Below are 22641 nucleotides of genomic sequence, written 5' to 3'. Positions count from 1 at the left end.
TCGACTATCACCACCGCACGGTGCACGTGCGTGCGCCTGCTGCCGGGTGCGTCAGCGCCGCTGCACCGTGGGCCTCGCCGCCGTGGTGTGCTGGCGGTCGTCACCCCCGGGGGACCTCGCCGTGGTGGGCCACGCGCCCCGGCGCAGCAGTCGCAGCCCGTTCAGGCACACCACGACCGTCGAGGCCTCGTGCCCCGCGACGCCGAGCGGCAGGGGCAGGGTGCCGAGCAGGTCCCAGGTCACCAGGGCGACGATCACGGTTCCGGCGAGCACGAGGTTCTGGGTGACCACCGCCTGTGCCCGTCGGGCGAGCTCGACGACGGCCGGCACCCCGCCCAGCTCCGGGCGCAGCACCACCACGTCGGCTGCGGCGATGCTGAGTGCGCTGCCGCGGGCGCCCATGGCCACGCCCACCTCGGCGGTGGCCAGGGCGGGGGCGTCGTTGACCCCGTCGCCCAGGGCCAGCACCCGGCGTCCGCCCGCCTGCAGCGCCGCCACCGCCGCCGTCTTGTCCTGTGGCAGCAGCCCGGCGCGGACGTCGGTGATGCCCACGGCGGCGGCTACCGGGGCGGCCGCGGCGGCGCTGTCCCCGGTCAGCAGCACCGGCGTGCGGCCGGTGAGCGCAGCGAGGCGGTGGACCGCGGTGGCCGCGTCGACTCGGACGGCGTCGGAGATCCCCAGCACGCCCACGGCCTCGTCGTCCACCGTGACCACCACCGCGGTGCGTCCCTGCGCGCGTTGGGGGGCGACCTCGTCGGGCTCGGCGTCCAGGGTTGCCGGGTCGAGCACGGCGACCGTCGTGCCGTCCACGGTGCCAGTGACTCCACGACCCGGCAGCGCGCGCACGGCGGTGGCCGCCCGCACCCGCAGGCCCTGGCCTCGCGCGGTGGTGGTGATGGCCTCGGCCAGGGGGTGCTCGCTGCCGAGCTCGACCGCCGCGGCCAGCGCCAGCACCTCCTTGCCGGTGCTGAGGCCCAGCGCCACGACCTGCTCCACCCGTGGGGAGCCCTCGGTGAGGGTGCCGGTCTTGTCGGTGACCACGGTGTCCACCCCGGCGAGGGCTTCGACGACGCGGGCGTCCTTGACCAGCACCCCGTGGCGTCCGGCGGTGGCCACCGCCGCCAGCAGCGGCGGCATGGTGGCCAGCACGATCGCGCAGGGCGAGGCCACGATCATGAACGTCATGGCCCGCAGCAGGGTGGGCTCGATCCCCGCACCCAGGGCCAGGGGCAGCCCGATCAGGGCGAGGGTGGCCACGACCACGCTGGTGGAGTAGCGCTGCTCCACGGTCTCGATCCGCAGCTGCCGGTGGGCCTTGGTCTGCACCGCCTCCTCCACCTGGTCCGAGACCCGGGCCAGCACCGACTCCGCAGCGGCCGTGGCCACCCGCACCCGCAGTGCCCCGGTGCCGTTGAGGGTGCCGGCGAGCACCCGGTCGTCGACGGTGCGGCGCCGGGGCAGCGGCTCGCCGGTGAGGCTGGACTCGTCGACCTCGCTCTCCCCCTCGTCGATCGTCCCGTCGGCGGGAATCCGCTCGCCGGGCAGCACCAGCACCGTGTCCTCGGCGGTGATCTCGGCGGCCGGCACGTCCATGGTGTCCCCGGTGGGGAGCACCCGGCGGGCCCGCGCGGGGGTGATGTCGAGCAGGCGCCGGACGCTGGCCTCGGTGCGCGCGGTGAGCACCGCCTCCAGCGCACCGGAGGTGGCGAAGATGACGATGAGCAGCCCGCCGTCGAGGACCTGCCCGATGGCCGCCGCCCCGAGAGCGGCCACGGTCATCAGCAGGTCGACATCCAGGCGCCGCTCGCGCAGCGCCCGCAGTCCCTCCAGCGTGGGCTCCCACCCGCCGGCGAGGTAGCACAGGGCGAACAGGACACCGGAGAGCCAGCCCGGGCCGTCCCTCAGCAGGGTGGCCCCGGCCAACAGGAAGGCGATCAACGAGGTGGCGGCCCAGCGGACCTCGGACACGAGCACCATTCCGGCCGACCCGGAGGGAGGAAGCATGGCTAGAAGCGTACCTGCGCACGCGCGTAGGTACGCACGTGCGCAGGCTCTAGGCTGGCACGGTGCACTCCGACCGGGACGACTTCGCGATGCCGCACGAGGAGCAGGTCCACCTCGCTGCGGAGTCGCTGCGCATGCTCGCCGACCCCACCCGCATCAAGATCCTCTGGGCGCTGCTGCAGGGCGAGTCGACCGTGGCGTGCCTGGCCGAGCTGGCCGGGACGTCGCCGACGGCGGTGAGCCAGCACCTGGCCAAGCTGCGCCTCGCCGGGCTGGTCACCGGCCGCCGCGAAGGCACCTACGTGCACTACTCCGCAACTGACGACCACGTGCAACGGCTGCTCAGCGAGGCCCTGTTCCACGCTCGGACCCCGGACGCGGTGGCCGCTCCCTGAGTGGCACCGGCCTGTTCCCCGGAGTAGACGCGCTGTCGGTCACCAGCACCCGATCCCCGGTGCGACGTCCCCTGCTCGGCTGCGGCGGCGGCTCAGTCCCGGCCGGACACCGATCCCCCTGCGACGGACGACCACGCTCGACCCGATCCTGCCGCGAGCTGCCGCGAGCTGCCGGGCGCGTCCGTGACGCTGGGACCAGGGGTGCGTCGTGAGAAGCGAGTCAGGGGATCTTCGCGTCCTGCTCGGGGGTGATGATGTGACAGATCTGGGCGTCGGTGCAGTCGGCCGGGTCTAGGGTGTCGCTCCGGCGGATCAGGGTGTCTAGCTCGGTCTCGAGGGCGCGGAGCTGGCGTTGCCGGGTGTGGACGTCGGCCAGCTTCGCGGTGAGCAGGGCCCGGACGTGGGCGCAGGGGGTGTCACCCTCGTCACGGACGGCGAGGACGGTGGCGATCTCGGCGAGGGTCAGTCCGGCCCCTTGGCCGCTGCGGATGAACTCCAGCCGGGTGATCGTCGCGGCGTCGTAGACCCGGTAGCCGTTGGGGCTGCGTCCCGGAGGGGGTAGCAGCCCCTTGCGCTCGTAGAAGCGGATGGCCTGGGTCTCCAGACAGGTGGCGGTGGCGACGTCCCCGATGCGCATGCCCGAACCCTACGACTTGACCTTGTACTACGGTGCAAGGTTTACCGTCGGGTGCATGGACGTCACCTTGTTGTACTTCGAGGGCTGCCCGCACTGGGAGCTCGCCGACTCACACCTGGCTGCTCTCGCCGCTGAGCGAGGAGACCTCACGGTCACCCGCCGCCTGGTGGAGACGGCGGAGGAGGCCGAGCGGGTCGGGTTCCTCGGTTCACCCAGCATCCAGGTCGACGGTGTCGACGTGTTCGCTGGGCCGGGCTCCCTGGTAGGTCTGACGTGTCGCCGGTACGTGACCCCGGACGGGGTGGCGGGTGCGCCGACCCTGGACCAGCTGCGGTCGGTGTTGACCGGTGCGTGAGCGGGGCGCGGTCGTCACCCCCGGAGCTCCGGGCCTGACACCCGATGCGAGCTCGGCCACCACGACGGGAGACCACCGGTGAGCGAGTCCTACGACCTCATGGTCATCGGCGCGGGGATGGCCGGTGTCGCTGCTGCCACCAAGTGCGCCACCGCGGGGTGGCGGGTCGCCATCGTCGACGCCCTGCCCTACGGCGGCACGTGCGCGTTGCGGGGGTGTGACCCGAAGAAGATCCTGCGACGCGGGGCGGAGATCATCGACGGTGCCCGCCTGATGCGCGGCAAGGGCATCGACGAGGGCGGGCTGAGGATCAGCTGGGGCGAGCTGATGGCCCACAAGCACGGCTTCACCGATCCCGTCCCCCGATCCATGGAGGACACCCTCACCGCCGTCGGGGTGGACACCCTGCACGGGCACGCCCAGTTCGCCGGCCCCACAAGCCTCGAGGTCGACGGCACCGGCTACGGCGCGGCGCGGGTCCTCGTCGCGACAGGGGCACGACCACGCCCCCTGGGGTTCCCCGGCCACGAGCACGTCATCGACAGCACCGACTTCCTCGACCTGGACACGGTGCCGGCGCGGATCCTGTTCGTCGGAGGTGGCTTCGTGTCCTTCGAGCTCGCCCACCTCGCCGCCCGCACCGGCACCACCACCGTCATCGTCGACCGCGGGCCACGCCCCCTGACCAGCTTCGACCCCGACCTCGTCGAGCTCCTGGTCGACCGGGGCCGCCAGGTCGGGGTCGACGTGCGACGCAGCACCACCATCACCGCGGTAGAGCCCGTGGACCGGGGCTACCGGGTGACCCTCGAGCGTGACGGGCAGTCCGAGACGGTCGAGACCGACCTCGTCGTCCACGGCGCGGGCCGGGTCGCCGCCCTCGACGACCTGCGCCTGGACGCCGCGGGCGTCGAGTGGGGTGAGCGGGGGGTGCGCGTCAGCGGGCACCTGCAGGCCACCACCAACCCAGGGGTGTGGGCTGCCGGCGACTCCGCGGACACCGCCGGGATGCCCCTGACCCCGGTCGCGGTGTCCGAGGCGAAGGTCGCCGCCTCCAACATGCTCAAGGCAACCACCACCACCCCCGACTACACCGGGATCCCCACCGCGGTGTTCACCATCCCCGAGCTCGTCCGCGTCGGCATGTCCGAGGCCGAGGCCACCGCCGACGCGGCCATCGACCTGGTCGTGCGCTGTTCCGACACCAGCACCTGGTACTCCAGCTACCGGATCGGCGAGACCACCTCGGCGGCGAAGATCCTCATCGACCGCACCACCGACCTCGTCGTCGGCGCCCACCTGCTCGGACCCGGGTCCGGCGAGCTCGTCAACACCCTCGGCCTGGCCATCAAGGTCGGGATCACCACCCGCCAGCTCAAGTCCGCCACCGCTGCCTACCCCACCCACGGATCCGACCTCGGCGCGATGCTGTAGATGACCACGGCCCGGGTTGATCTGCGCACGTTGCTGCGGCGTCCTGCCTACCGGCGGTTGTGGGTGGCCCGGACGGTGTCGCAGGTCGGTGACGTCGCCCAGTTCACGACCCTGGCGTTGCTGCTGATCTCGGTGACCGGCTCGGGGCTGGGTGTGTCGGGGGCGGTGCTCGCCGAGATCGTCCCGGTGCTGGCGCTGGCACCCCTGGCGGGCAGCCTGGTCGACCGCCTGCCCCGGGTGCAGGTCATGGTCGGTGCTGACCTGGCCCGGGTGCTGCTCGCCGGGGTCCTGGTGGTGTGGCACGACAGCGCCCCGGTCGCCTACGCGGTGGCGTTCGGGCTGTCGTGCGGGCAGGTGTTCTTCTCCCCCGCCGCGCAGTCCCTGCTGCCCTCGGTCGTCGAGGACGGTGAGCTCGTCGTCGCCAACAGCGGCATCTGGACCGCCGCGGTCACCGCCCAGGTCCTCGTCGCCCCCGTCGCGGCCCTGCTCGCCGTCCAGGTCGGGTTCGGGATCGCCTTCGCCCTCAACGCCGCCAGCTTCGCGGTCTCCGCCCTGGTCCTGCGGGGACTGCACGAACCCGAACGCACCACCCCGGTGCAGGTGGTGAGCCCCTTCGCCCACGCCCGCGAGGGCCTCGCCGCCCTGGCCGCGCTACCGCTGCTGAAGGCACTGGCGGTCGGGCAGCTCCTCGCGGCGCTGTCCGCCGGCGCCACCAGCGCCCTGCTCGTCGTCCTCGCCCAGGACCGCCTCGGCGGTGCCAGCGGCTTCGGGGTGCTCGTCGCCGCGATCGGGGTCGGCGCCGCCATCGGACCCCTGCTGCTGCTGCGGCGCATCACCAACCCCCGCCGACCCCTGTTCGTGTTCGGGCCCTACGCCCTCCGCGGAGCCGTCGACCTGATCCTGGCCGTCGCCACCAACCTCCCCCTGGCCGCCACGGCACTGGTGTTGTACGGGCTGTCCACCTCCACCGGCACCGTCACCTTCGCCAGCCTCATCCAGTCCCGCGTCCCGGAGAACCTCCGCGGCCGGGCCTTCGCCGGGTTCGACATGCTCTGGCAGACCGGCCGCCTGCTCAGCCTCCTCGGCGGCGGACTCCTCGCCGACACCCTCGGCATCCGAGCCGTCTACCTCCTCGGCGGCCTCCTGCTCCTCACCGCAGCCGCCGTCGGAGCTACCGGTGCCCGACCGGCATCACCCAGCGGAACGCGCTGAGGAGCGGCCCTCGACACCAGCACGACGTCGAACACTCGCAGCGACGCATGCCGGCTGCCTCGGCCGCGCGAGTACCCAGCGTCGCGCACACGTACAGGCCGACCCCCGCGAGGGCGGTGTCCACGGCGCTCGCCCGGTCCATCCACTGTGGACGGCCTGCCGCCGGGTCACAGCAGGCCGGCGTGGATGGCGTGCGAGGCGGCACCGGTGCGGGAGGTCTGACCGAGCTTGGTCAGGATGTTGGCGACGTGCCGGTGCACCGTGTGCTCGCTGAGCACGAGCGACACCGCGATCTCCTGGTTGCTCATCCCCTGCGACACCAACCGCAGCACCTGCCGCTCCCGCGCCGAGAGCGGGCCACCCGACGGCACGCCGGCGGCGGGGGCGAGCCGTCGGGCCCGCGCCAGGTCCTCCCCGGCGCACAGCTCGGTCAACACCTCCGTCGCGAGCGCGAGGTGGCGGCGGGCCACGGTCACCTCGCCCGTGGCCAGCAGCGCCTCGGCGAGGCTGAGGCGGGTGTGGGCCTCGTCGAAGCGCAGGTCGGCGGCGTTGAACCTGCGCACCGCCTCGGTCAGCAGGGGCACCGCGGCCGACGGCGGCTGCAGGGAGGCCTCTGCGACCGAGGCCGTGGCCATGAGCCAGTGCGTGCCGGTCAGCTCCGCGGTCGCTCGCAGCTCCGCCGCCAGGACCCGGGCGGCACCCTCGCACCCGGCGGCCAGCGCGACGAGCACGGCGGGCAGCAGCACGTCGGTACGGGCCAGTCGACCGTCCGGCGGCATCCGCGCCAGCAGACCCGCGATCGACGCCCAGGCGTTCGCCGGATCGCCGGCGGACACCAGCATCCGGGCGCGTCCCACGATCGCGGACGGGTGGAACTCGGCCTGCGCGAACAGCGCCTCCGCCTCGTCGACGCGGCCCTGTCGGCGCCGGAGCTCACCGAGTTGCACGACGGCGTCGAACCGGGAGGCGCGGCGCGACGCCGAGAGCTGGTCGAGGACCCCGACCAGCTCCTGCTCGGCCTCGCGCCACGACCCCCGCGCCACCTGCACCGTCGCGTGCTGGATGCGGCACACGGTGAACAGGGGTGCGAGGTCGCGCTCGGTGCAGAGGGCCTCCACCCGTCGGCACCAGTCCGCCGCCCGCGTCACGTCCTTGCTGTGGTTGCAGGCCGCGATGACCCAGCAGCAGACCTTCCCCATCCACATCGGGTCCGGCACGTCGCCCGAGATGGCGGCGGCCACGGAGGCGTCCAGCCGCACCATGCCCTCCTCCACGTCCCCCGCGCTCGTCATGGCGAGACCCTGCAGGGCAACGCCGACGACCTCGAGGTCGCCCAGGCCGAGCCGTTTCCCGACGGCCGCCGCACGGCGGGCAGCCCCGAGCGCCCGGTCCGGGTCGTGCCCGACCTCGAGGGCGAGCTCCGCCTCCCGCATGGCGTGCCAGCCGTGCTCGGCGGACTCGCCCAGCTCCTCGAGCAGTGATCCGGCCCGCCCCCACCAGCCCAGCGCCACCGCCTCGCCATGACCGAACAACAGGCAGTCCCAGGCGAGGGCGGTGGCGGCTCGCGCAGCACCGAGCGGGTCCCCGAGCGCCCGGTGGCGCCGGTAGGCCTGCTCCCGAGCGCCGACGCAGGTGACAGCGTCGTCGAGCCACCAGGCGGCCTGGGCCAGTCCCTCGTGGGCCAACGGGTCCCCGGTCTCCTCGGCGACAGCCCGGTACTCGGCTATGGCGAGCAGCCAGGAACCCGCGTCGAGGGCCGACCGGGCGGACACCAGGGATGCCACCCCGTCAGTATCGCCCCCCGGCACCCCTCGGTGGGCGCCGGCGGCACCCACCCGAGCCGACCCGACGATGGTCGCGCGCTCAGACGCCCACTCCGGCCGCCAGCGCCTTGACGTCAGCGGTGGTGAGCGGGTTCCCAGCGATCCCCCAGCTGCCGCTGCGGACCTCCTCGACCACGCACCACGTGACGGGACGCATGTTCTCGCCCTCGATGGCCACCAGGGCATCGGTGAGGCGGCGGACGATCTCCTGCTTCTGGTCGTCGGTGAAGACGTTCTCGATGACCTTGACCTGGATGAACGGCATGATGATCTCCTTCGGGCCCGCGCTCCGCCGGTCGCGGGGCGTCGAGGTCGATCCTCGGCTCCGCGGGCACCCCGCCGCGTCGGCAGGACCGGCCACCCGCTGCCTGACCAGGGCCTGGCCCGAACGGGCCAGGCGCAGCACCCTGGGTGGGGCGTCGGACACGCCGGGTGGGGTGTGCGGCCCCTGAGAGGTATCGCCGCAGCGGGCACCGGGGTGCGCGGGGTTTGAGCACTGGATCTCCGGGGCGCGGTCAGGAGTGCGGCCGGGCAGTCCCGGGTTGCGTCTCGGCTGGCTGCCGGAGCGCCCCGGAGGGCGCGACCGGCCGGCCTTGGCGGTCTGCGCCGTTTCCGCCGACGTCAGGCGGCTCCCCGCAACCAGCCCACCGACCACGTGACACGGATCCTTAGCGTGTGTAACGTCCGTCACACCATCCCGGGCTGGACGCAGCTGCCCAGCCCCTCACCGTTGGAGCCCCCCCTTGCGCCGAATCGCTTCGCTCGTGACCTGCGCCGCCCTCGTCGGTGTCGGCCTGGTCGGCATCACGACCACCGCCGACGCGAAGACGACCCCGCCCAACGCGGCGGCCGCCTCGATCAAGACCTCCCCCTACGTCGCCCTGGGCGACAGCTACTCCTCCGGCGCCGGGATCCTTCCGCAGGTCGCCGGTTCCCCTGGCGGGTGCCTCCGCTCCACGGTGAACTACTCCGAGGTCATCGCGAAGACCACGCACCCCGCCGCGTACACGGACGTGACGTGCAGCGGCGCCAGGACCACCGACTTCTTCACCCCGCAGAAGACAGATAAAGGGGTGGTGGTGGCGCCTCCTCAGCTGGACGCGGTCAGCAAGGACACCCGGCTGGTGACCATGACCATCAGCGGCAACGACGGGGGCGTCTTCTTCGACACGTTCTTCGGCTGTGCCTTCCTCGTCCGTTCGCCTGAAACTGGGAGGCCAGACCCCACCGGCAGCCCGTGCAAGGATGCGAACGGCGACAAGTACACCAAGATCATCGAGGAAAAGACCTACCCGGCGCTGGTCAAGGCGCTGTCCGCGGTGCGCGCCAAGGCCCCGCGCGCGAGCATCGTCATCCTCGGATACCCGCAGATCCTGCCCCCCGCCTTCTCGCCGGCCTGCTTCGCCATCACCGGCATCTCCGAAGGTGACGTCCCGTGGCTACTCAACCAGGGGAAGGTCGCCAACGACGTGGTGCGCCGGGCCGCCGCCGCGACCGGTGCCCGCTACGTCGACACCGCCACCCCCTCGACCGGTCACGACGCCTGCTCAGGACCCACCAACCGGTGGATGGAGCCCCTGGTCGCTCCCGTGAACGCCCTCCCGGTGCACCCCAACGCCATCGGCGAAGCCGCCCTGGCCAGCGAGACCTTGGCAGCCATCGGCCGCTGACCGAGCTCACCGCCACACCCCTGACCCAACCCACCACTGGTCCACCCCGCCACGCCGGGGCGGACCAGTGGTGCGTTGCGAACACCCAAGCTGGAACACGGACGGGGACGGACCTGGCCCGGCAGGAAGCCCCATACCGCGGGCGTGCCCGCCCCGGCCCTGGTTCCCGTCGTGATCACCCGCCCAGTGCACCGTCTCCGCGCACGAAGCTCATCGGATCATCACCGGTTCCCGACCCGGCTGACCGCGAGCGTGCGTCCCCGGCCACGATGGTCCGGTGAGCCACGAACCCCGTCCCACCGACGCTGCCCCGGGTGGGGACCCCGGTGACACCGTGGACCGGGGGTGGCTGACGCCGAACGTCAAGACGCTCTCCGGGGTCAGCTTCCTGCAGGACGCGGCGAGCGAGCTGCTCTACCCGATCCTGCCGATCTTCCTCACCACCACCCTCGGGGCGCCGGTCGCCGTCGTCGGCATCGTCGAGGGCATCGCCGAGGGCGTGGCCGCGGTCACGAAGCTGGTGGCCGGGCGGCTGGGGGACACCCGGGCCCGGCGCCCGTTGATCGCCGTCGGCTACGGCCTCGCCGCGGTCGGCAAGGTCCTCATCGCCCTCGCCGTGGTGTGGCCGGTCGTCCTGGCCGGGCGGGCGGTGGACCGGGTCGGCAAGGGCATCCGCGGCGCCCCCCGCGACGCCCTGCTCATGGTGGGTGCCGACCCTTCTGCCCGGGGGCGGATCTTCGGGTTCCACCGGGCCGCCGACACCGCCGGGGCCGTCGTCGGACCCGCCGTGGGCCTGGGCCTCTACGAGCTGCTCGGCCACCAGGTCCGACCGCTGCTGGTCATCGCCGTCATCCCCGCGGTCCTGTCGGTGCTGCTGATCCGCGCCGTCCACGAGGACACCGGACCCGCCCCGGGCCGGGCCGCTGTGCGCCGACGCACCCGCCCCGCCCGGGCCCCGATCGCGAGGCCGACGGCCCTGCCGCCGCGGCTGCGCTCGCTCATCATCACCCTCGGGGTGTTCGGGCTGGTCAACTTCCCCGACGCCCTGCTGCTGCTGCGGGCCAGCCAGCTCGGGCTCTCCCTCGGTGGGGTGATCAGCGCCTACATCCTCTACAACACCGTCTACGCCCTCGCCGCCTACCCGCTGGGGGCGATCTCCGACCGCGTACCGCGGCACCTGGTCTTCGCCACCGGCCTCGGCTTCTTCGCCGTGGGCTACCTCGGCCTGGGCCTCGTGCACTCCCCGGGGTGGGTGTTCCTGCTGCTGCCTCTGTACGGGTTCTTCGCCGCCGCCACCGACGGGGTCGGCAAGGCGTGGATCGCCGACCTCGCCCCCGCCGACCGCACCTCCGGCGCCCAGGGCCTTTACCAGGCCGTCACCGGTGGCGCCGTCCTCGTCGCCGGCACCTGGGCCGGGCTCGCCTGGAACGCCACCGGCACCGTGCCCCTGCTCATCTCCGGCACCGCCGCCGCCGCCCTGGCTGCCGTCATGGTCGCCGTCGGCGGCCGGTTCACCCCGGCACGTGACGCTTGAGTGTGGCAACCCGACCTGGCCCCTGGCTGGCTCGTCTCCACCTGGACGCACGAGCACCACACGGTCAGGCTCCACGCGGTCAGGCTCCACCCCGTCGGTGCCAGCAGACCGCACGCCGATCGCCGACCGGGCACCGGTGCGCTGCGGGTCGGTTCAGTCGGCGGTGCGACCGGTGGACGACCGGTGGCCGGAGCGGGATCGGCGCGGTCCGGCCGGCGTCACCCTGATCGAGCCGTTGGGCGTTCGTCGGCGGGGTCCTGGTGCGGAGGTCGCGACGGTGGTCAGGCAGGGTTCCGGAACGGGTCGGCGGCGGCGTGGATGCGGGCGAGGTACGACGTCCAGGTGACGTCGTCGCCGAACGAGCCGGAGTCTCGACCGCCCTGGCCGTCGAGACCCTCGCGCAGGATCTCTGCGTGACCCGCGTGCTGCGCGGTCTCGGCCACGACCCGGACGAGAAGGCTGCCGAAGGAGGGACGGCGGGTGCCCTCCTTCCACCAGTGGACGTAGGCCTCAGCGTCCAACGGCAACGCATCGATCGACGCGTCAGAGCTCCGCCAGCTCTGGTGGTAGAGGTCCACGATGTAGCTGCGGGACTCCTCGGCGCGCACCCACATGTCGGCGCCGTCCCACACCGAGCCGTCCTCCTCCCACGGCAGGGTGAACTCCGGCGGCCGACCGACGCACGCACCGAGGTACGAACGCTCGACTCCGACGAGATGCTTGACCAACCCCAGGATGTTCGTGCCGCTCGGGGTCAGCGGGCGCCGCGCGTCGAACTCGTCCAGCCCCTCCAGCGCGCGCACCATCGCGTCCCTTCCCTGCTGCAGGTACCGCCGCAGCGGGCCGGCCATCACGTCCATCACCGGCCGAACCTATCCACACCCACCGACAGGCAGCGGACGGCGATCACCGCTCACCGATCGCAGCACGGTGCTGGCGCGAGACGCGTCGCCACCGCGGTGGGCGGCCTCTCCGCGTTCGCGGTCCTGGTCACCCGCGCGACCGGAACGGCCGGCATGAGTCGGTGCGAGTGTTCGAGGTCGCGCTGGTGCCGAGGACGGCTTCTCCAGCACGTTCCGCTGGGTGGTGCCGGTGGGACACCGGTGGACGATCAGTGACCGGTCTGGTCGTCGTGAGATGGTCCGGCGGGCGTGTACGAGCCGCGGGACGACGGAGCTCGGGACCAACGGCAGGTGCGCCTCGCGCCACAACGGCGTTGGTTGAGGTCGTGGAGGCTCGGAGCTCGGTCGCCCGGGCGGGTGCCACCGTGCTGCATGGATGTACCGGGCCAGGCTCGGCGCGGTGTTCGGGAGGGGCTCGGGGCTGCCTCGCTACGTCGTGCTGGAGGTCGTCGACCGTCCCAGCCCGGACTGCTGCGTCGTAGTCGCAGGATTTGGTCGCCGGGCACAGTGGCTCCGCAACGTGGAAGCCAGCCCGCACGTGAGGGTCCACCTCGGCAGCCACGCACCTGTCGCAGCGGTTGCGCGACGACTCGACCCCGACGCCACCACCGCCTCGCTCGGACGCTACGCCGAGGCCCATCCGCGATCCCGGGCCAAGATCAGACCGGTTCTCGAGAAGACACTCGGAACCCAGATCGACGAGCGCGCACACCGCGCCGTAGCTGTGCCCGAACACGGTGATCGGGGTTCCCTGACGCGCTGAGAGGTGCTCGGCGACAGCGATGACGTCCTCGTACTCCACCTCGAGGGAGTAGCGCTCGGCATCCGCGCTCGAGGCCCTCCCACGACGATCCATCGCCGTCACCTGGAACCGTCCGGCCAGCCGAGGCCACACCGGAGCCCAGCGCGTGGAGCTGCGCATGCCCCTGTGGATCATCAGCAGGGCGGGACCCTCCCGGCACGTGAGGAACCCGATCCTCGTCCCGTCTGCACTGGTGACCGAACCACGTGACCCGCGTGGTGCGCACGCACAGCGGGAAGGCCCGCACGACGAGATGGACCGTCGGGGAATCACCTGCTCCGATCGGCCGCTGGCGGACGCCGGCCTTGCCGACGACGAGCAGCTGGTCGCAGCTGGGTGCGACCGGACGTGGGCGCACCCGCACCACCGTCGTTCAGGGGCGACGGTCCTGCAGCGGTACCGTCCGGCCGGTGACCACCTGGGCGTCTCCCGCGCACTCATGACGGTCCCGGAGATCGTCGTAGCGGGGCGCTACCACCTGCTCAGCGAGCTCGGTGGCGGTGGGATGGGGGCCGTGTGGCTGGCCCACGACGAGCTCCTCGGACGACAGGTCGCCGTGAAGCAGGTGATCACCCCGGTGGGCATGACCGGGGCAGCGATGGCCGAACAGCGGCAACGAGTGCTGCGGGAGGGGCGCATCGCAGCCCGGCTGAACCACCCACACGCGGTCGCGGTCCTCGACGTGATCGTCGACGCAGGACAACCGTGGTTGGTGATGGAGTACCTGCCCTCCCGCAACCTCGCCGAGGTCCTCACCACCGACGGTGTCCTCCCTGTGCCGCAGGTCGCCCAGATCGGGGCCCAGGTCGCCGACGCACTCACCGCCGTGCACGCCGCGGGAATCGTCCACCGCGACGTCAAGCCCGCCAACATCCTCATCGGGTGGGGCGGGCAGGCCCAGGGCATCGTCAAGCTCACCGACTTCGGGATCGCCCGCGCCGCCGGGGACGTCGCGCTCACCCAGACCGGGATGCTCACCGGCACCCCCGCCTTCCTCGCCCCCGAGATCGCCCGAGGAGGAGAACCCGGTCACCGCAGCGACGTCTTCTCCCTCGGTGCGACGCTGTACACCTCCCTCGAGGGACGCCCACCGTTCGGGGCCGGCGACAACTCGCTCCTGCTGCTGCACCGTGTTGCCCGCGGGGAGTTCGACCCCCCACGCCAGGCGGCAGCGATGACACCCCTGCTGCTGCGGATGCTCGACGTCGACCCGGCCCACCGCCCCACCACCGCTCAGGTGCGCGACGCACTCAGCGCCCTTGCTGCCGGACGCGACGGGGACCCCACCGTCGTCCTCACCCTCCCCCTCCAGCTACCCGCCTCGCCCCGGGACCTCCTCCCGAGGCCAGCAGGCGGCGACGCTCCGGGCACACCGAGGTACGCAGGCACCGCGGAACCCGCGCCGTGGGAACCGGGTCCGGGGAAGCCACCGTTCGGTCCCCCGCCCGGGACACCACCGCGTGCTGCCCCGCGTCGAGTGGTCGCTGCCGCCGTCGCCCTGCTGGTCCTCGGGGTCCTCGGCGGCGCCACCTACCTGCTGACAAGCTCCGACCCCACCCCGCAGACGATGTCCGCCCCTGCCACCGCCACGGGAGCACCTGCACCGACCCCCAGCGAGACACCCCCGCCACCCACCACCACCGCACCGTCGACCACCACGGCAGCGCCGAGCACACCGCCACCGGCCGCCACCCCACAGAGCCGGGGGGCGAGCTCCCCCGTCCTCGCTGCCGACGTCCGGCAGGCCCTGACCAGCTACTACGCACTGCTGCCCGGGAACATCGCGCAGGCCTACGCCCTGGCCGGCCCCACCCTGCAAGCGCAGGGCTACCCCTCCTACCGCGACTTCTTCGCCCAGTTCACCAGCGTCACGCTGGGCACCATCACCGCACAGGACGGATCGCTCACCGCCACAGCCAACGTCACCTTCACCCGGCCCGGCGGCGCACCACAGTCAGAAACCCACCAGATGACCCTCGTGCCCGGCAACGACGGACAGCTCCACCTCGACGTCGACCAGTTCGACCGCGTCAACTAGCGCTGCAGGGTGTCCGAATGGGGACTGTGGATTTAACGGTGTTTCCGGCCCAACACGCTGACGGGAGTCGGCGGGGAAGGTGCCGTGATGACAACGACACTGAGTGACATGACCGCGAAGAAGAGGCAGGAGCCCACGGCTGAGGAGGTCGCTGCCCGGGAGCTGGTCCGGCTGGCCCAGGAGCAGGGCCTGTCCCTGACCGGGCCTGACGGGCTGCTCAAGCAGTTCACCAAGACGGTCCTGGAGACGGCCCTGAACGAGGAGATGACCGCCCACCTCGGGCACGAGAAGAACCGGGCCCCCGGCGAGCGGGACTCCGGGAACGTCCGCAACGGCACGAGGACGAAGACGGTCCTGACCCACGCCACCGGCCAGGTGCAGCTCGAGGTCCCCCGTGACCGTGAGGGCACCTTCGAGCCGGTCATCGTGCGCAAGCGGCAGCGCCGCCTCGGTGAGGTCGACGAGGTCGTCTTGTCCCTGTACGCCCGGGGCTTGACCACCGGAGAGATCGCCGCCCACTTCGACCAGATCTACGGGGCGTCGGTGTCCAAGGAGACGGTCAGCCGGATCACCGACAAGGTTCTGGAGGAGATGCAGACCTGGTCCACCCGACCGCTGGACGGGGTCTACGCGGCGATCTTCATCGACGCCATCGTGGTCAAGATTCGTGACGGGCAGGTCGCCAACCGGCCCATCTACGCCGCGATCGGGGTCAGCCTGGCCGGGGAGAAGGACGTGCTGGGCCTGTGGGCCGGCACCGGCGGGGAAGGCGCCAAGTTCTGGATGAGCGTCTTGGTCGACCTCAAGAACCGCGGCGTGAGCGACACGTTCTTCGTCGTCTGCGACGGGCTGAAGGGTCTGCCCGACGTCGTCGGCAACGTCTGGCCGTTGGCCACGGTCCAGACCTGCATCATCCACCTGATCCGCAACACCTTCCGGCTGGCCTCCAGACGGGACTGGGACGCACTCCGGCACGACGTGAAACCGATCTACACCGCGGTCAACGCGGCTGCCGCGCGGGCGGCGTTGGAGGAGCTCACCGAGAAGTGGGGCAGCAAGTACGGGGCGATCACCCGGCTCTGGGAGAACGCGTGGGAGGAGTTCGTGCCCTTCCTCGACTACGACGTCGAGATCCGCACCGTGCTCTGCTCGACGAATGCCATCGAGTCCCTCAACGCCCGCTACCGGCGGGCGGTGAAGGCCCGCGGGCACTTCCCCAGCGACCAAGCCGCCTTGAAGTGTCTCTACCTGGTGACCCGATCGCTGGACCCGACCGGGCGAGGCAGGACACGATGGACCATGAGGTGGAAGCCAGCGCTCAACGCGTTCGCCATCACCTTCGCCGACCGCTGGCCGGCACCCGAAACCTACTGAGACCAACCGCCGGAAACACCGTTAACGAGACAGCCCCTCCGAATGGAGAGGCGGCGGGTGTTGGCGCGGTGATCTGCCGGGGTGGCGAAGCCGCAGCCGATGGTCTGTGCGAGACAGGGCCTGTGGGGAAGGCTGATCCTGTCGGGTCGCGGGTGTGGCGACGTGCCCCGCCGTGGGGCGGGGCACGTCGCGGACGGTCTTGTCTGCTCAGGAACCGGGCACCACCTCCTCGCATCAGGTCAGACAGGGCTCAGGCAGCTACCGGGGGTGAACGCTGCCTGCGGGGGGCCTGCTGAGCCGGGCCCCGACCGCCGGGTCGCTGCACTGGACATTGGCCCGGCGGACACCTCCACCGGTGGTCCTCGGCGGGTGTGGGCGTACGCAGCCCGACCCTGGTCGGCACCCTCCGCCGGCCGGGCCACTCGAGGGCCACGATCCGGTCGAACTCGGCCGACACCCAGTCCTCGACGATCTCCTCGGCCGCCTCCAGCACCGGGGCGGACGGGGTTGGTGTGGAGCTCATCGCCACCACCCCCCGGTTCAGGCGTTGATGGCGTGCTGGTCGTGGGTGTCGCTGCTGACGGCGATCTTGCGGGGCCTGGCCCGCTCGGCCACCGGGATCGTCAGCCGCAGCACCCCCGCCCGATACTCAGCGGTGACGTGCTCGGTGTCCAAGGTGTCACCAAGGATCACCTGACGGCTGAACACCCCCCGGGGGCGCTCCGAGACCACCCGCTCGTGGGCGTCGCTGGCCCGCGGGCCGCGCTCGGCGCGGATCGTGAGCACGTTGCGCTCCACGTCCAGGTCCGGAACCTGTCAACCTCTTTGGGGCAGTTGATCTTGTCTATTTGTGAGTGATGGGCTCTGTTGCGGTGGGTGGGTTGATCCATGCTGGTTCGGGTAGTCGTGGTGGTTGGGGTGGGTGGCGGAAGCGGTGGGGGTGTTGGGTGTGGGCGGCGGTCAGGACGAGGGCGCGTTGGGCCCGGACGGTCTCGGCGTGGCCGTCGTGGACGACGGCGGGGGTGAGCAGGCCGAGTCCGGCGTGGCGGTGGTGGTGGTTGTAGGCGTGGAAGAACTCGGCGCAGAAGGTTCGGGCGTCCTGGAGGGTGGCGAAGGTGCCGGGGAAGCTGGGGCAGTACTTGAGGGTTTTGAACTGCGACTCGCTGTAGGGATTGTCGTTGCTGACCCGGGGTCGGCTGTGGCTCTTGATCACCCCGAGGTCGGCCAGCAGCAGGGCGACGGGTTTGGAGGCCATGCTGGCGCCGCGGTCGGCGTGGATCGTCAGCTGACCGGCCGCGACGTGCTCGGCGGCGATCGTGGTGGCGAGTAGCTGCTCGGCCAGGGCCGCGGACTCTCGGGTGGCGACCATCCAGCCGACGGTCTTGCGGGAGTAGATGTCGATGATCACGTAGAGGTAGAAGTAGGTCCACTTCGCGGGGCCGTGCAGCTTGGTGATGTCCCAGGACCAGACCTCGTTGGGCTTGGTCGCGATCAGCTCGGGTTTGACCGTGGCCGGGTGGGTGGCCTGGGACCGTCGTTCGCGCACGTCGCCGTGCACCCCGCGCAGCAGCCGGTAGAACGTCGACTCGCTGGCCAGGTAGACGCCCTCGTCGAGCAGCGTCGCCCACACCTGCGCGGGGGCGGCGTCGACGAACCGGTCGCTGTGCAGCACCGCGAGCACCTGGGCGCGTTCGGCGGCGCTCAGCGCCCCCGGCTGCGCCCGGTCGCGGTGTGGGACCCGGGGCGGGCGTGGTGGTGGCGGGGACTGGCGGTGGCGGCGGTAGTGCGTGGCCCGGGACCGCCCGATCGCGGCGCACGCCGCGACCGTGCCCACCACCGGTGCCAGCTCGAGGACCGCCTCGTCGCTCACCTGCTCGACCGCGGCGGTGAGCTCGGCCCGGAGCTTCGCTGCGTGGGTGCCGCGGAGGCCTCGTGCGCTCTCTTGGACAGATCGTCCAAGAGAGCCGAGACTTTTCCCTGCACCTCGATCACCCGCCGGGCGGTGTCCAGCTCGGCCTCGAGGGCGGCGTTGCGTTCCCGCAGCCGGGTGTTCTCCCGCTCGACCGGATCAGCCGGCGGGCGTCCCCGGGTCGCCGCCAGAGCGGCCAGCGCACCGGCATCACGAGCCCGACGCCACTCCACCAGGTGCGAGGAGTACAGGCCCTCCCGGCGCAGCACCTCACCCCGGCGGCCGGGCTCGGCCGCCTCGTACTCCGCCAGCACCCTCAGCTTGTAGGCGGCGGTGAAGGACCTGCGCCGGGCCCGCTCCGGCACCTCACCGCTGGGGTGGTCATCGCTCACGACACCAGCATGGGTGCCCGACCGCGCAATCGTCGTCAGAACAGTCATCGCAGGGGACTCATCTCCCCACCCTCGTTCAGTGATTACGCACCGGTTGGTGCATCACCCCATGCTGACAGAGAGGGGTCCACCGAGCCGGGATCGACCCCGGGCAGGTCGAGCTCGATGACGAACGTGTCGTTCTCCCGCCACGCGTCCATCGGCATCCCGGCCGGGCGTGCCACCGTGCCCAGCACCTGCTGGGTCAGCCGGTCCAGCTCCCGGAACGGATCGGTGCGCACCAACATCTCCAACCACCTCCACAGAGCTCTCCGCGCGACACCCGTCGCGCTCCGACAGTGGGAACCCCGACGATCTGCTTCGCCGGATGCAGATTTTGTACCACCGCTGCTACCGTCAGGCAAGACGCGGCACAAGATTTTTCGGAGGAGGTCGTGATGGCCCTGCGGGAGCGCACCGACCGGGGCGTCTACGGCATCACCACCGCCGCCGAGCTCGCTGGCGTGGCGGTTCCCACCCTGCGGCTCTACGAACGCCGAGGCCTGCTCACACCGTCTCGAACAAACGGGGGAACCCGGCGCTACAGCCAGGACGACCTCACCCGCCTCGGGCGAATCGGGACCCTGGTGGCCGACGGGGTCAACCTCACCGGCATCGCCCAGATCCTCACCCTGCAGACCACCAACACCACCCTGGCCAGCACGAACAAGGATCTGACGGTCGAGAACACCCGCCTGCGAGCCGAACGGGAGCACGCCATGACCACCCACGCCGACGACGTCCCCGAGGCCGACCACCTCGACCAGCTCACCCCCACCGCCCCCGACCCGGATGACGCCACCACCGGGGAGTCAGTGAAAACGCTCACCGACCGGTGGGACGCCGACGCCACCGACCTCCTCGAGCAAGCCACCCCCGTCGATGTCGACGACGACGCCTACCCCCACCACACAGAAGCCGACGACACAGACCTACCTGGATGACCGCCCATCGACCGCACGTGACCGGCGCCGCCGCCTGACGGTGCTGGCACTCTCCGCGGTGTTCCACAACCGAGCGACTACGCCGCTGCGTGCTGGGCGCTACATCCTGCGAGCACTCCCCCGGTTCTGATGGGCTTGAGCCGGACACGACGACCCTGGACTCCGCCCCGCCTGGCGTCCCGGGGTTAGCGTCATCGGTGTGCGGACCACCTTCCACGAGCAGCTCGATGCCCTGCTGGTCCAGCTCTCCGCCCTCCGCCGGCTCACCGAGGTCGCCCTCGCCCGAGCACCCCGCGTCCTGCTCGGGGCGCTCGCACGGGCCGACGGGCTGGAGCTCGAGGTCTTGGACCAGCTGTGACTGCTACCGGCAGGACGGTGGCCGCCGGGGCCACTGCCAACCTGGCCGTGGGCACCTTGTTCGCGTGGAGCCTGGTGGCCGAGCAGGCGGCGGCTGATGTGGGCGCAACCGGTGCCGTCACCTCCGCTGTATTCGCCACCGCGATCGCCACCTTTGCGGTGACGCTGCTCGCCGTCGGGCGGCTCGACCCGCAGCCGCCCTCCCGGTTCTTGTTGGTCGCGGCGGCGGTGGTCGCCGGGGCCGGGTTGGGCCTGGCCGCCGTCTCGCAGGATCCCGTGACGCTGTGGTTCGGGGTGGGTCTGCTGTTCGGCGCGGCCAACGGGCTGGCCTACGGGGTGGCCGCCGGGATGGCCGCGCGCGCCCCGGCTGCGAGGCGGGGGGCGGTGACCGGGGTGGTGGTGGCCGCCTACGCGGCCGGACCGATCCTGCTGGGGGCCGCCGGACCGCGGTTGGTGGCGGTGGAGGGGTGGCGTGCGTGTCTCGGGGGTCTGGCCGTGCTGGTGACCGTGCTGCTGCTCGTCGCTGCGGGTCTGGCACCCGGTGACCAGGATCGGCACCAGTGGGACGAGAAGGACGGCGCGGCCGCCGAGCCGGTCGGGCGGGGGACGGTGCTGCTGCTGTGGCTGGTGTTCGCCGGTGGAGTCGCACCGGCACTGCTGGTCTTCGCCCATGCGCTCCAGCTGGCCGCGGCCCGCGGTCTCGGCCCGGGCGCCAGCGGCATCGCGGTCTCCGTGCTGGCGGCGGGCAACCTGCTCGGACGGGTGGGAGGGGGCTGGCTGTCGGACAGCGTGGGCCGGGTCCCGGGTCTGGCACTGGCGCTGGCTGCGACCGGGATCTCCGTGGGCGTGCTGGCCACGGACGTACCACCGGGTGTCGTGCTCACCGCCTTCACCACGGTAGGCGTGTCCTACGGAACGGTGTCGGTGCTCATCGTCGCCGTCACCACCGACCGGGTGGGGGTGCGGGCGTTCCCGCGGGCCTACGGCTGGGTGTTCACCGCGTGGGGGTGCGCCGGGCTGGTCGCACCGGTGGCCGGGGACGCGCTGCTGGGGGCCGGTGGGCAGGCGAGGGCGCTCATCTCCGTCGCCGCGCTGCCGCTGCTGCCTGCGGCTCTGGCCCTGCTGGCGCTGGCCCGCCTGAGCTCGCCGAACGTCAACGGGGAACGCCCTCGACCAGCGACTGAACACCGGGTCGAGTTGCCCTCGACCCCACCCGAGAAGTAGGCCAGGTGCGTCGGGAACGGGGGTGGACAACCGACAGCTGACGACCGACGACCAGCCGGCAGCTCCGCCCGCGTTCGCCCCGTTGGTGGGTCGCACGCGGAGGACACTGCGACGGTGGAGCCTGCTGAGCGGTTGGTGACCGCGCTGGTGACACTGGCGGTCCCCGGCACCGGCTGTGCTCTGCACGCTCATCTCGTGGTCCGCACATTGTGCTTGACCAGCCGGTGCGCGCGCGATCAGCCCCGCTCAAGCGCCGCTTCGACGGGCGAATCCGGTTTCGTAGGCGACCACGACCGCTTGGACGCGGTCGCGCACACCCAGCTTGGTGAGGATCCGCGCCACGTGGGTCTTCACGGTGGACTCGGCGACCACCATCTCCGTGGCGATCTCGGCATTGGAGAGGCCGCGGGTGATCAGGCGGAGCACGTCGAGCTCGCGTCCCGTGAGCTGCGCGAGCCGCTGCGGGATCCCGGCGGTGACTGCCGACTCGGCGAACCGCTCCACCAGTCGCTGGGTGATGGACGGCTCGATGAGCGAGTCGCCGGTGGCCGCGGCGCGCACGGCGGCGATGAGGCGGGACGAGGGTGCGTCCTTGAGCAGGAAACCCGCTGCTCCGGCACGAAGGGCGCGGTAGATGTACTCGTTCTGGTCGAAGGTCGTCAGCACGACGATGGTCGGCGGGTCCTGCTGCCGAAGGATCTCCTCGGTGGCGGCCAGTCCGTCGAGCTCCGGCATACGGATGTCCATCAGCACGACCTCGGGCTTGACCAGTGCTGCCTGACGAACCGCCTCGTGGCCGTTCACGGCCTCGGCGACGACCTCGATGTCACCCTCGGCCTCCAGGATCACCCGGAAGCCGGTGCGCACGAGCTCTTGGTCGTCGGCGATGAGGACCCTGATCACGAACTGATTGTGACGACCCCACGTCCTGAGCGAGTCCTCCTTGAGGATGAGGCGCGCCGTGAGGATCGGCCGTGTTGCGGACGCGGACCACGGACCCGGCTTGGGAGCGTGGTGCCAGCGGGGTCAGCCAGACGCCGGATCGGAAGGAAAGCAGATGGACATCCTCAAGGGCATCCGACCTCTCGACTACGTGCTGGCGGTCGTCATGGTCGCCCTGGCCGCCCTGCTCGGCTTCGCAGAAGTGAACGCGGGAGCCGACGCCGGCCTGGCCCACAGACTCGACTCGCAGTCAGCGCTGATGATCCCGGTATTCGTGCTCGCGGCACTGCCGATCCTGTGGCGTCGGCGCAACATCCTGGTGGCGATCGGCGTCTCGTTCGTGGTCGTCGCCGCCAGCCTCCCGATGTTCGGATGGGTCACGCGCTGCGGGTTCGCGCTGCCGCTGTCGATCGCCATGGCGTACGCCGTGGCCCGTTTCGCCGGCAGCAGGCACGACCAGCTGATCGGACTCGTCGGGATCCTCGCCCTCCAGGTCGTCACCCTGGTCGAGGACGCCTCGACCGGTGGGCTGGGAGCCCTGGCGCTGTCGGTGCCGATCGCCGCAGTGTTCTACGGAATCGGGTTCCTCGTGGAGTCTCGTGCCCAGGGCGTCCCGAAGCCTACGCTGAGCGCCGAGCACGTTCACGCCTGAGG

21 protein-coding genes and 2 pseudogenes are annotated in these 22641 nt (G+C 71.9%); 13 read left to right on the top strand and 10 right to left on the bottom strand.

What is annotated here, in order from left to right; translation table 11 throughout:
* Window positions 1-51: 51 nt before the first annotated feature.
* Complete coding sequence (locus RHODO2019_RS03175; RefSeq protein ID WP_265383591.1) at window positions 52-2004, bottom strand: heavy metal translocating P-type ATPase; 1953 nt, start codon at window positions 2002-2004, stop codon at window positions 52-54.
* A gap of 62 nt (window positions 2005-2066) precedes the next feature.
* On the opposite strand from RHODO2019_RS03175, the gene RHODO2019_RS03170 reads away from it, so the two are divergent.
* Window positions 2067-2399: an ArsR/SmtB family transcription factor gene (locus RHODO2019_RS03170; RefSeq protein ID WP_265383590.1), complete on the top strand. Its 333-nt coding sequence runs from the start codon at window positions 2067-2069 to the stop codon at window positions 2397-2399.
* A 220-nt stretch (window positions 2400-2619) separates the two neighbouring features.
* Here RHODO2019_RS03170 and RHODO2019_RS03165 read toward each other — a convergent pair whose 3' ends face one another.
* The gene (locus tag RHODO2019_RS03165; protein ID WP_265383589.1) at window positions 2620-3036 is read right to left on the bottom strand and encodes a heavy metal-responsive transcriptional regulator; all 417 of its coding nucleotides are present in this window, start codon (window positions 3034-3036) and stop codon (window positions 2620-2622) included.
* Window positions 3037-3091: 55 nt separating this feature from the next.
* On the opposite strand from RHODO2019_RS03165, the gene RHODO2019_RS03160 reads away from it, so the two are divergent.
* From RHODO2019_RS03160 to RHODO2019_RS03150, 3 genes are all read left to right on the top strand, one after another.
* On the top strand, window positions 3092-3391 hold the full coding sequence (locus RHODO2019_RS03160; RefSeq protein ID WP_265383588.1) for a thioredoxin family protein: 300 nt from the start codon (window positions 3092-3094) through the stop codon (window positions 3389-3391).
* Between the two features lie 78 nt (window positions 3392-3469).
* Window positions 3470-4825 carry a dihydrolipoyl dehydrogenase family protein gene (locus RHODO2019_RS03155; RefSeq protein ID WP_265383587.1) on the top strand — a complete coding sequence of 452 codons (1356 nt, stop codon included), beginning with the start codon at window positions 3470-3472 and terminating at the stop codon, window positions 4823-4825.
* Entirely contained in the window at window positions 4826-6037 is a 1212-nt protein-coding gene (locus tag RHODO2019_RS03150; protein WP_265383586.1) for an MFS transporter, read from the top strand.
* A gap of 167 nt (window positions 6038-6204) precedes the next feature.
* Here RHODO2019_RS03150 and RHODO2019_RS03145 read toward each other — a convergent pair whose 3' ends face one another.
* On the bottom strand, window positions 6205-7821 hold the full coding sequence (locus tag RHODO2019_RS03145; RefSeq protein WP_265383585.1) for a LuxR family transcriptional regulator: 1617 nt from the start codon (window positions 7819-7821) through the stop codon (window positions 6205-6207).
* A gap of 79 nt (window positions 7822-7900) precedes the next feature.
* Entirely contained in the window at window positions 7901-8125 is a 225-nt protein-coding gene (locus tag RHODO2019_RS03140) for a tautomerase family protein (RefSeq protein WP_265383584.1), read from the bottom strand.
* 478 nt (window positions 8126-8603) lie between these two features.
* Here RHODO2019_RS03140 and RHODO2019_RS03135 point away from each other — a divergent pair, with 478 nt between their 5' ends.
* The gene (locus tag RHODO2019_RS03135; RefSeq protein WP_265383583.1) at window positions 8604-9530 is read left to right on the top strand and encodes an SGNH/GDSL hydrolase family protein; all 927 of its coding nucleotides are present in this window, start codon (window positions 8604-8606) and stop codon (window positions 9528-9530) included.
* 334 nt (window positions 9531-9864) lie between these two features.
* Window positions 9865-11064, top strand: coding sequence for an MFS transporter (locus RHODO2019_RS03130; protein WP_265384594.1), 1200 nt, complete (start codon window positions 9865-9867; stop codon window positions 11062-11064).
* 281 nt (window positions 11065-11345) lie between these two features.
* Here RHODO2019_RS03130 and RHODO2019_RS03125 read toward each other — a convergent pair whose 3' ends face one another.
* Together RHODO2019_RS03125 and RHODO2019_RS19285 are read right to left on the bottom strand one after the other, a co-directional pair.
* Window positions 11346-11924, bottom strand: coding sequence for a DinB family protein (locus RHODO2019_RS03125; protein WP_265384593.1), 579 nt, complete (start codon window positions 11922-11924; stop codon window positions 11346-11348).
* Window positions 11925-12054: 130 nt separating this feature from the next.
* Window positions 12055-12888 carry an alpha/beta fold hydrolase gene (locus tag RHODO2019_RS19285; RefSeq protein WP_354005570.1) on the bottom strand — a complete coding sequence of 278 codons (834 nt, stop codon included), beginning with the start codon at window positions 12886-12888 and terminating at the stop codon, window positions 12055-12057.
* Window positions 12889-13207: 319 nt separating this feature from the next.
* Here RHODO2019_RS19285 and RHODO2019_RS03115 point away from each other — a divergent pair, with 319 nt between their 5' ends.
* Window positions 13208-14806 (top strand): serine/threonine-protein kinase, encoded by a 1599-nt coding sequence (locus RHODO2019_RS03115; RefSeq protein ID WP_265383581.1) that lies wholly within the window; start codon window positions 13208-13210, stop codon window positions 14804-14806.
* Window positions 14807-14914: 108 nt separating this feature from the next.
* Window positions 14915-16180 (top strand): IS256 family transposase, encoded by a 1266-nt coding sequence (locus tag RHODO2019_RS03110; RefSeq protein WP_265383580.1) that lies wholly within the window; start codon window positions 14915-14917, stop codon window positions 16178-16180.
* Window positions 16181-16720: 540 nt separating this feature from the next.
* On the opposite strand, the pseudogene RHODO2019_RS03105 reads toward RHODO2019_RS03110, so the two are convergent.
* The 3 genes and pseudogenes from RHODO2019_RS03105 to RHODO2019_RS03090 all read right to left on the bottom strand — a co-directional run.
* Window positions 16721-16987, bottom strand: a pseudogene (locus RHODO2019_RS03105) (Hsp20/alpha crystallin family protein); the annotation flags it as partial.
* A gap of 37 nt (window positions 16988-17024) precedes the next feature.
* Window positions 17025-18511 (bottom strand): IS3 family transposase gene (locus RHODO2019_RS03100; RefSeq protein ID WP_435532194.1). Its coding sequence is split into 2 segments (ribosomal slippage): window positions 17025-18157 and window positions 18157-18511, totalling 1488 coding nucleotides; the frame shifts between segments, so codons are not numbered across the junction.
* Window positions 18512-18564: 53 nt separating this feature from the next.
* Entirely contained in the window at window positions 18565-18768 is a 204-nt protein-coding gene (locus RHODO2019_RS03090; RefSeq protein ID WP_265384917.1) for an Hsp20/alpha crystallin family protein, read from the bottom strand.
* A gap of 150 nt (window positions 18769-18918) precedes the next feature.
* Between RHODO2019_RS03090 and RHODO2019_RS03085 the strand changes: the two are divergent.
* From RHODO2019_RS03085 to RHODO2019_RS03075, 4 genes and pseudogenes are all read left to right on the top strand, one after another.
* Window positions 18919-19257: pseudogene (locus RHODO2019_RS03085) on the top strand (MerR family transcriptional regulator); the annotation flags it as partial.
* Window positions 19240-19464 (top strand): Rv3202a family protein, encoded by a 225-nt coding sequence (locus RHODO2019_RS19455; RefSeq protein WP_494338167.1) that lies wholly within the window; start codon window positions 19240-19242, stop codon window positions 19462-19464. The pseudogene RHODO2019_RS03085 and the gene RHODO2019_RS19455, both read left to right, overlap by 18 nt.
* A gap of 199 nt (window positions 19465-19663) precedes the next feature.
* On the top strand, window positions 19664-19822 hold the full coding sequence (locus tag RHODO2019_RS03080; RefSeq protein ID WP_265383578.1) for a hypothetical protein: 159 nt from the start codon (window positions 19664-19666) through the stop codon (window positions 19820-19822).
* The gene (locus tag RHODO2019_RS03075) at window positions 19819-21045 is read left to right on the top strand and encodes an MFS transporter (RefSeq protein ID WP_265383577.1); all 1227 of its coding nucleotides are present in this window, start codon (window positions 19819-19821) and stop codon (window positions 21043-21045) included. Before RHODO2019_RS03080 ends, RHODO2019_RS03075 begins: the two co-directional genes overlap by 4 nt.
* A 246-nt stretch (window positions 21046-21291) precedes the next feature.
* Here the strand turns inward: RHODO2019_RS03075 and RHODO2019_RS03070 are convergent, their stop codons facing one another.
* Entirely contained in the window at window positions 21292-21948 is a 657-nt protein-coding gene (locus RHODO2019_RS03070) for a response regulator (RefSeq protein WP_265383576.1), read from the bottom strand.
* A 154-nt stretch (window positions 21949-22102) separates the two neighbouring features.
* Here RHODO2019_RS03070 and RHODO2019_RS03065 point away from each other — a divergent pair, with 154 nt between their 5' ends.
* The gene (locus RHODO2019_RS03065; RefSeq protein ID WP_265383575.1) at window positions 22103-22639 is read left to right on the top strand and encodes a hypothetical protein; all 537 of its coding nucleotides are present in this window, start codon (window positions 22103-22105) and stop codon (window positions 22637-22639) included.
* Window positions 22640-22641: the final 2 nt, after the last annotated feature.

Origin of the sequence: Rhodococcus antarcticus (assembly GCF_026153295.1) — a bacterium.
In the GTDB taxonomy this organism is placed as follows: domain Bacteria; phylum Actinomycetota; class Actinomycetes; order Mycobacteriales; family Mycobacteriaceae; genus Rhodococcus_D; species Rhodococcus_D antarcticus.
The sequence above is the reverse complement of the archived record's forward strand: the minus strand, read 5'-3'. Positions and strand labels throughout refer to the sequence as shown.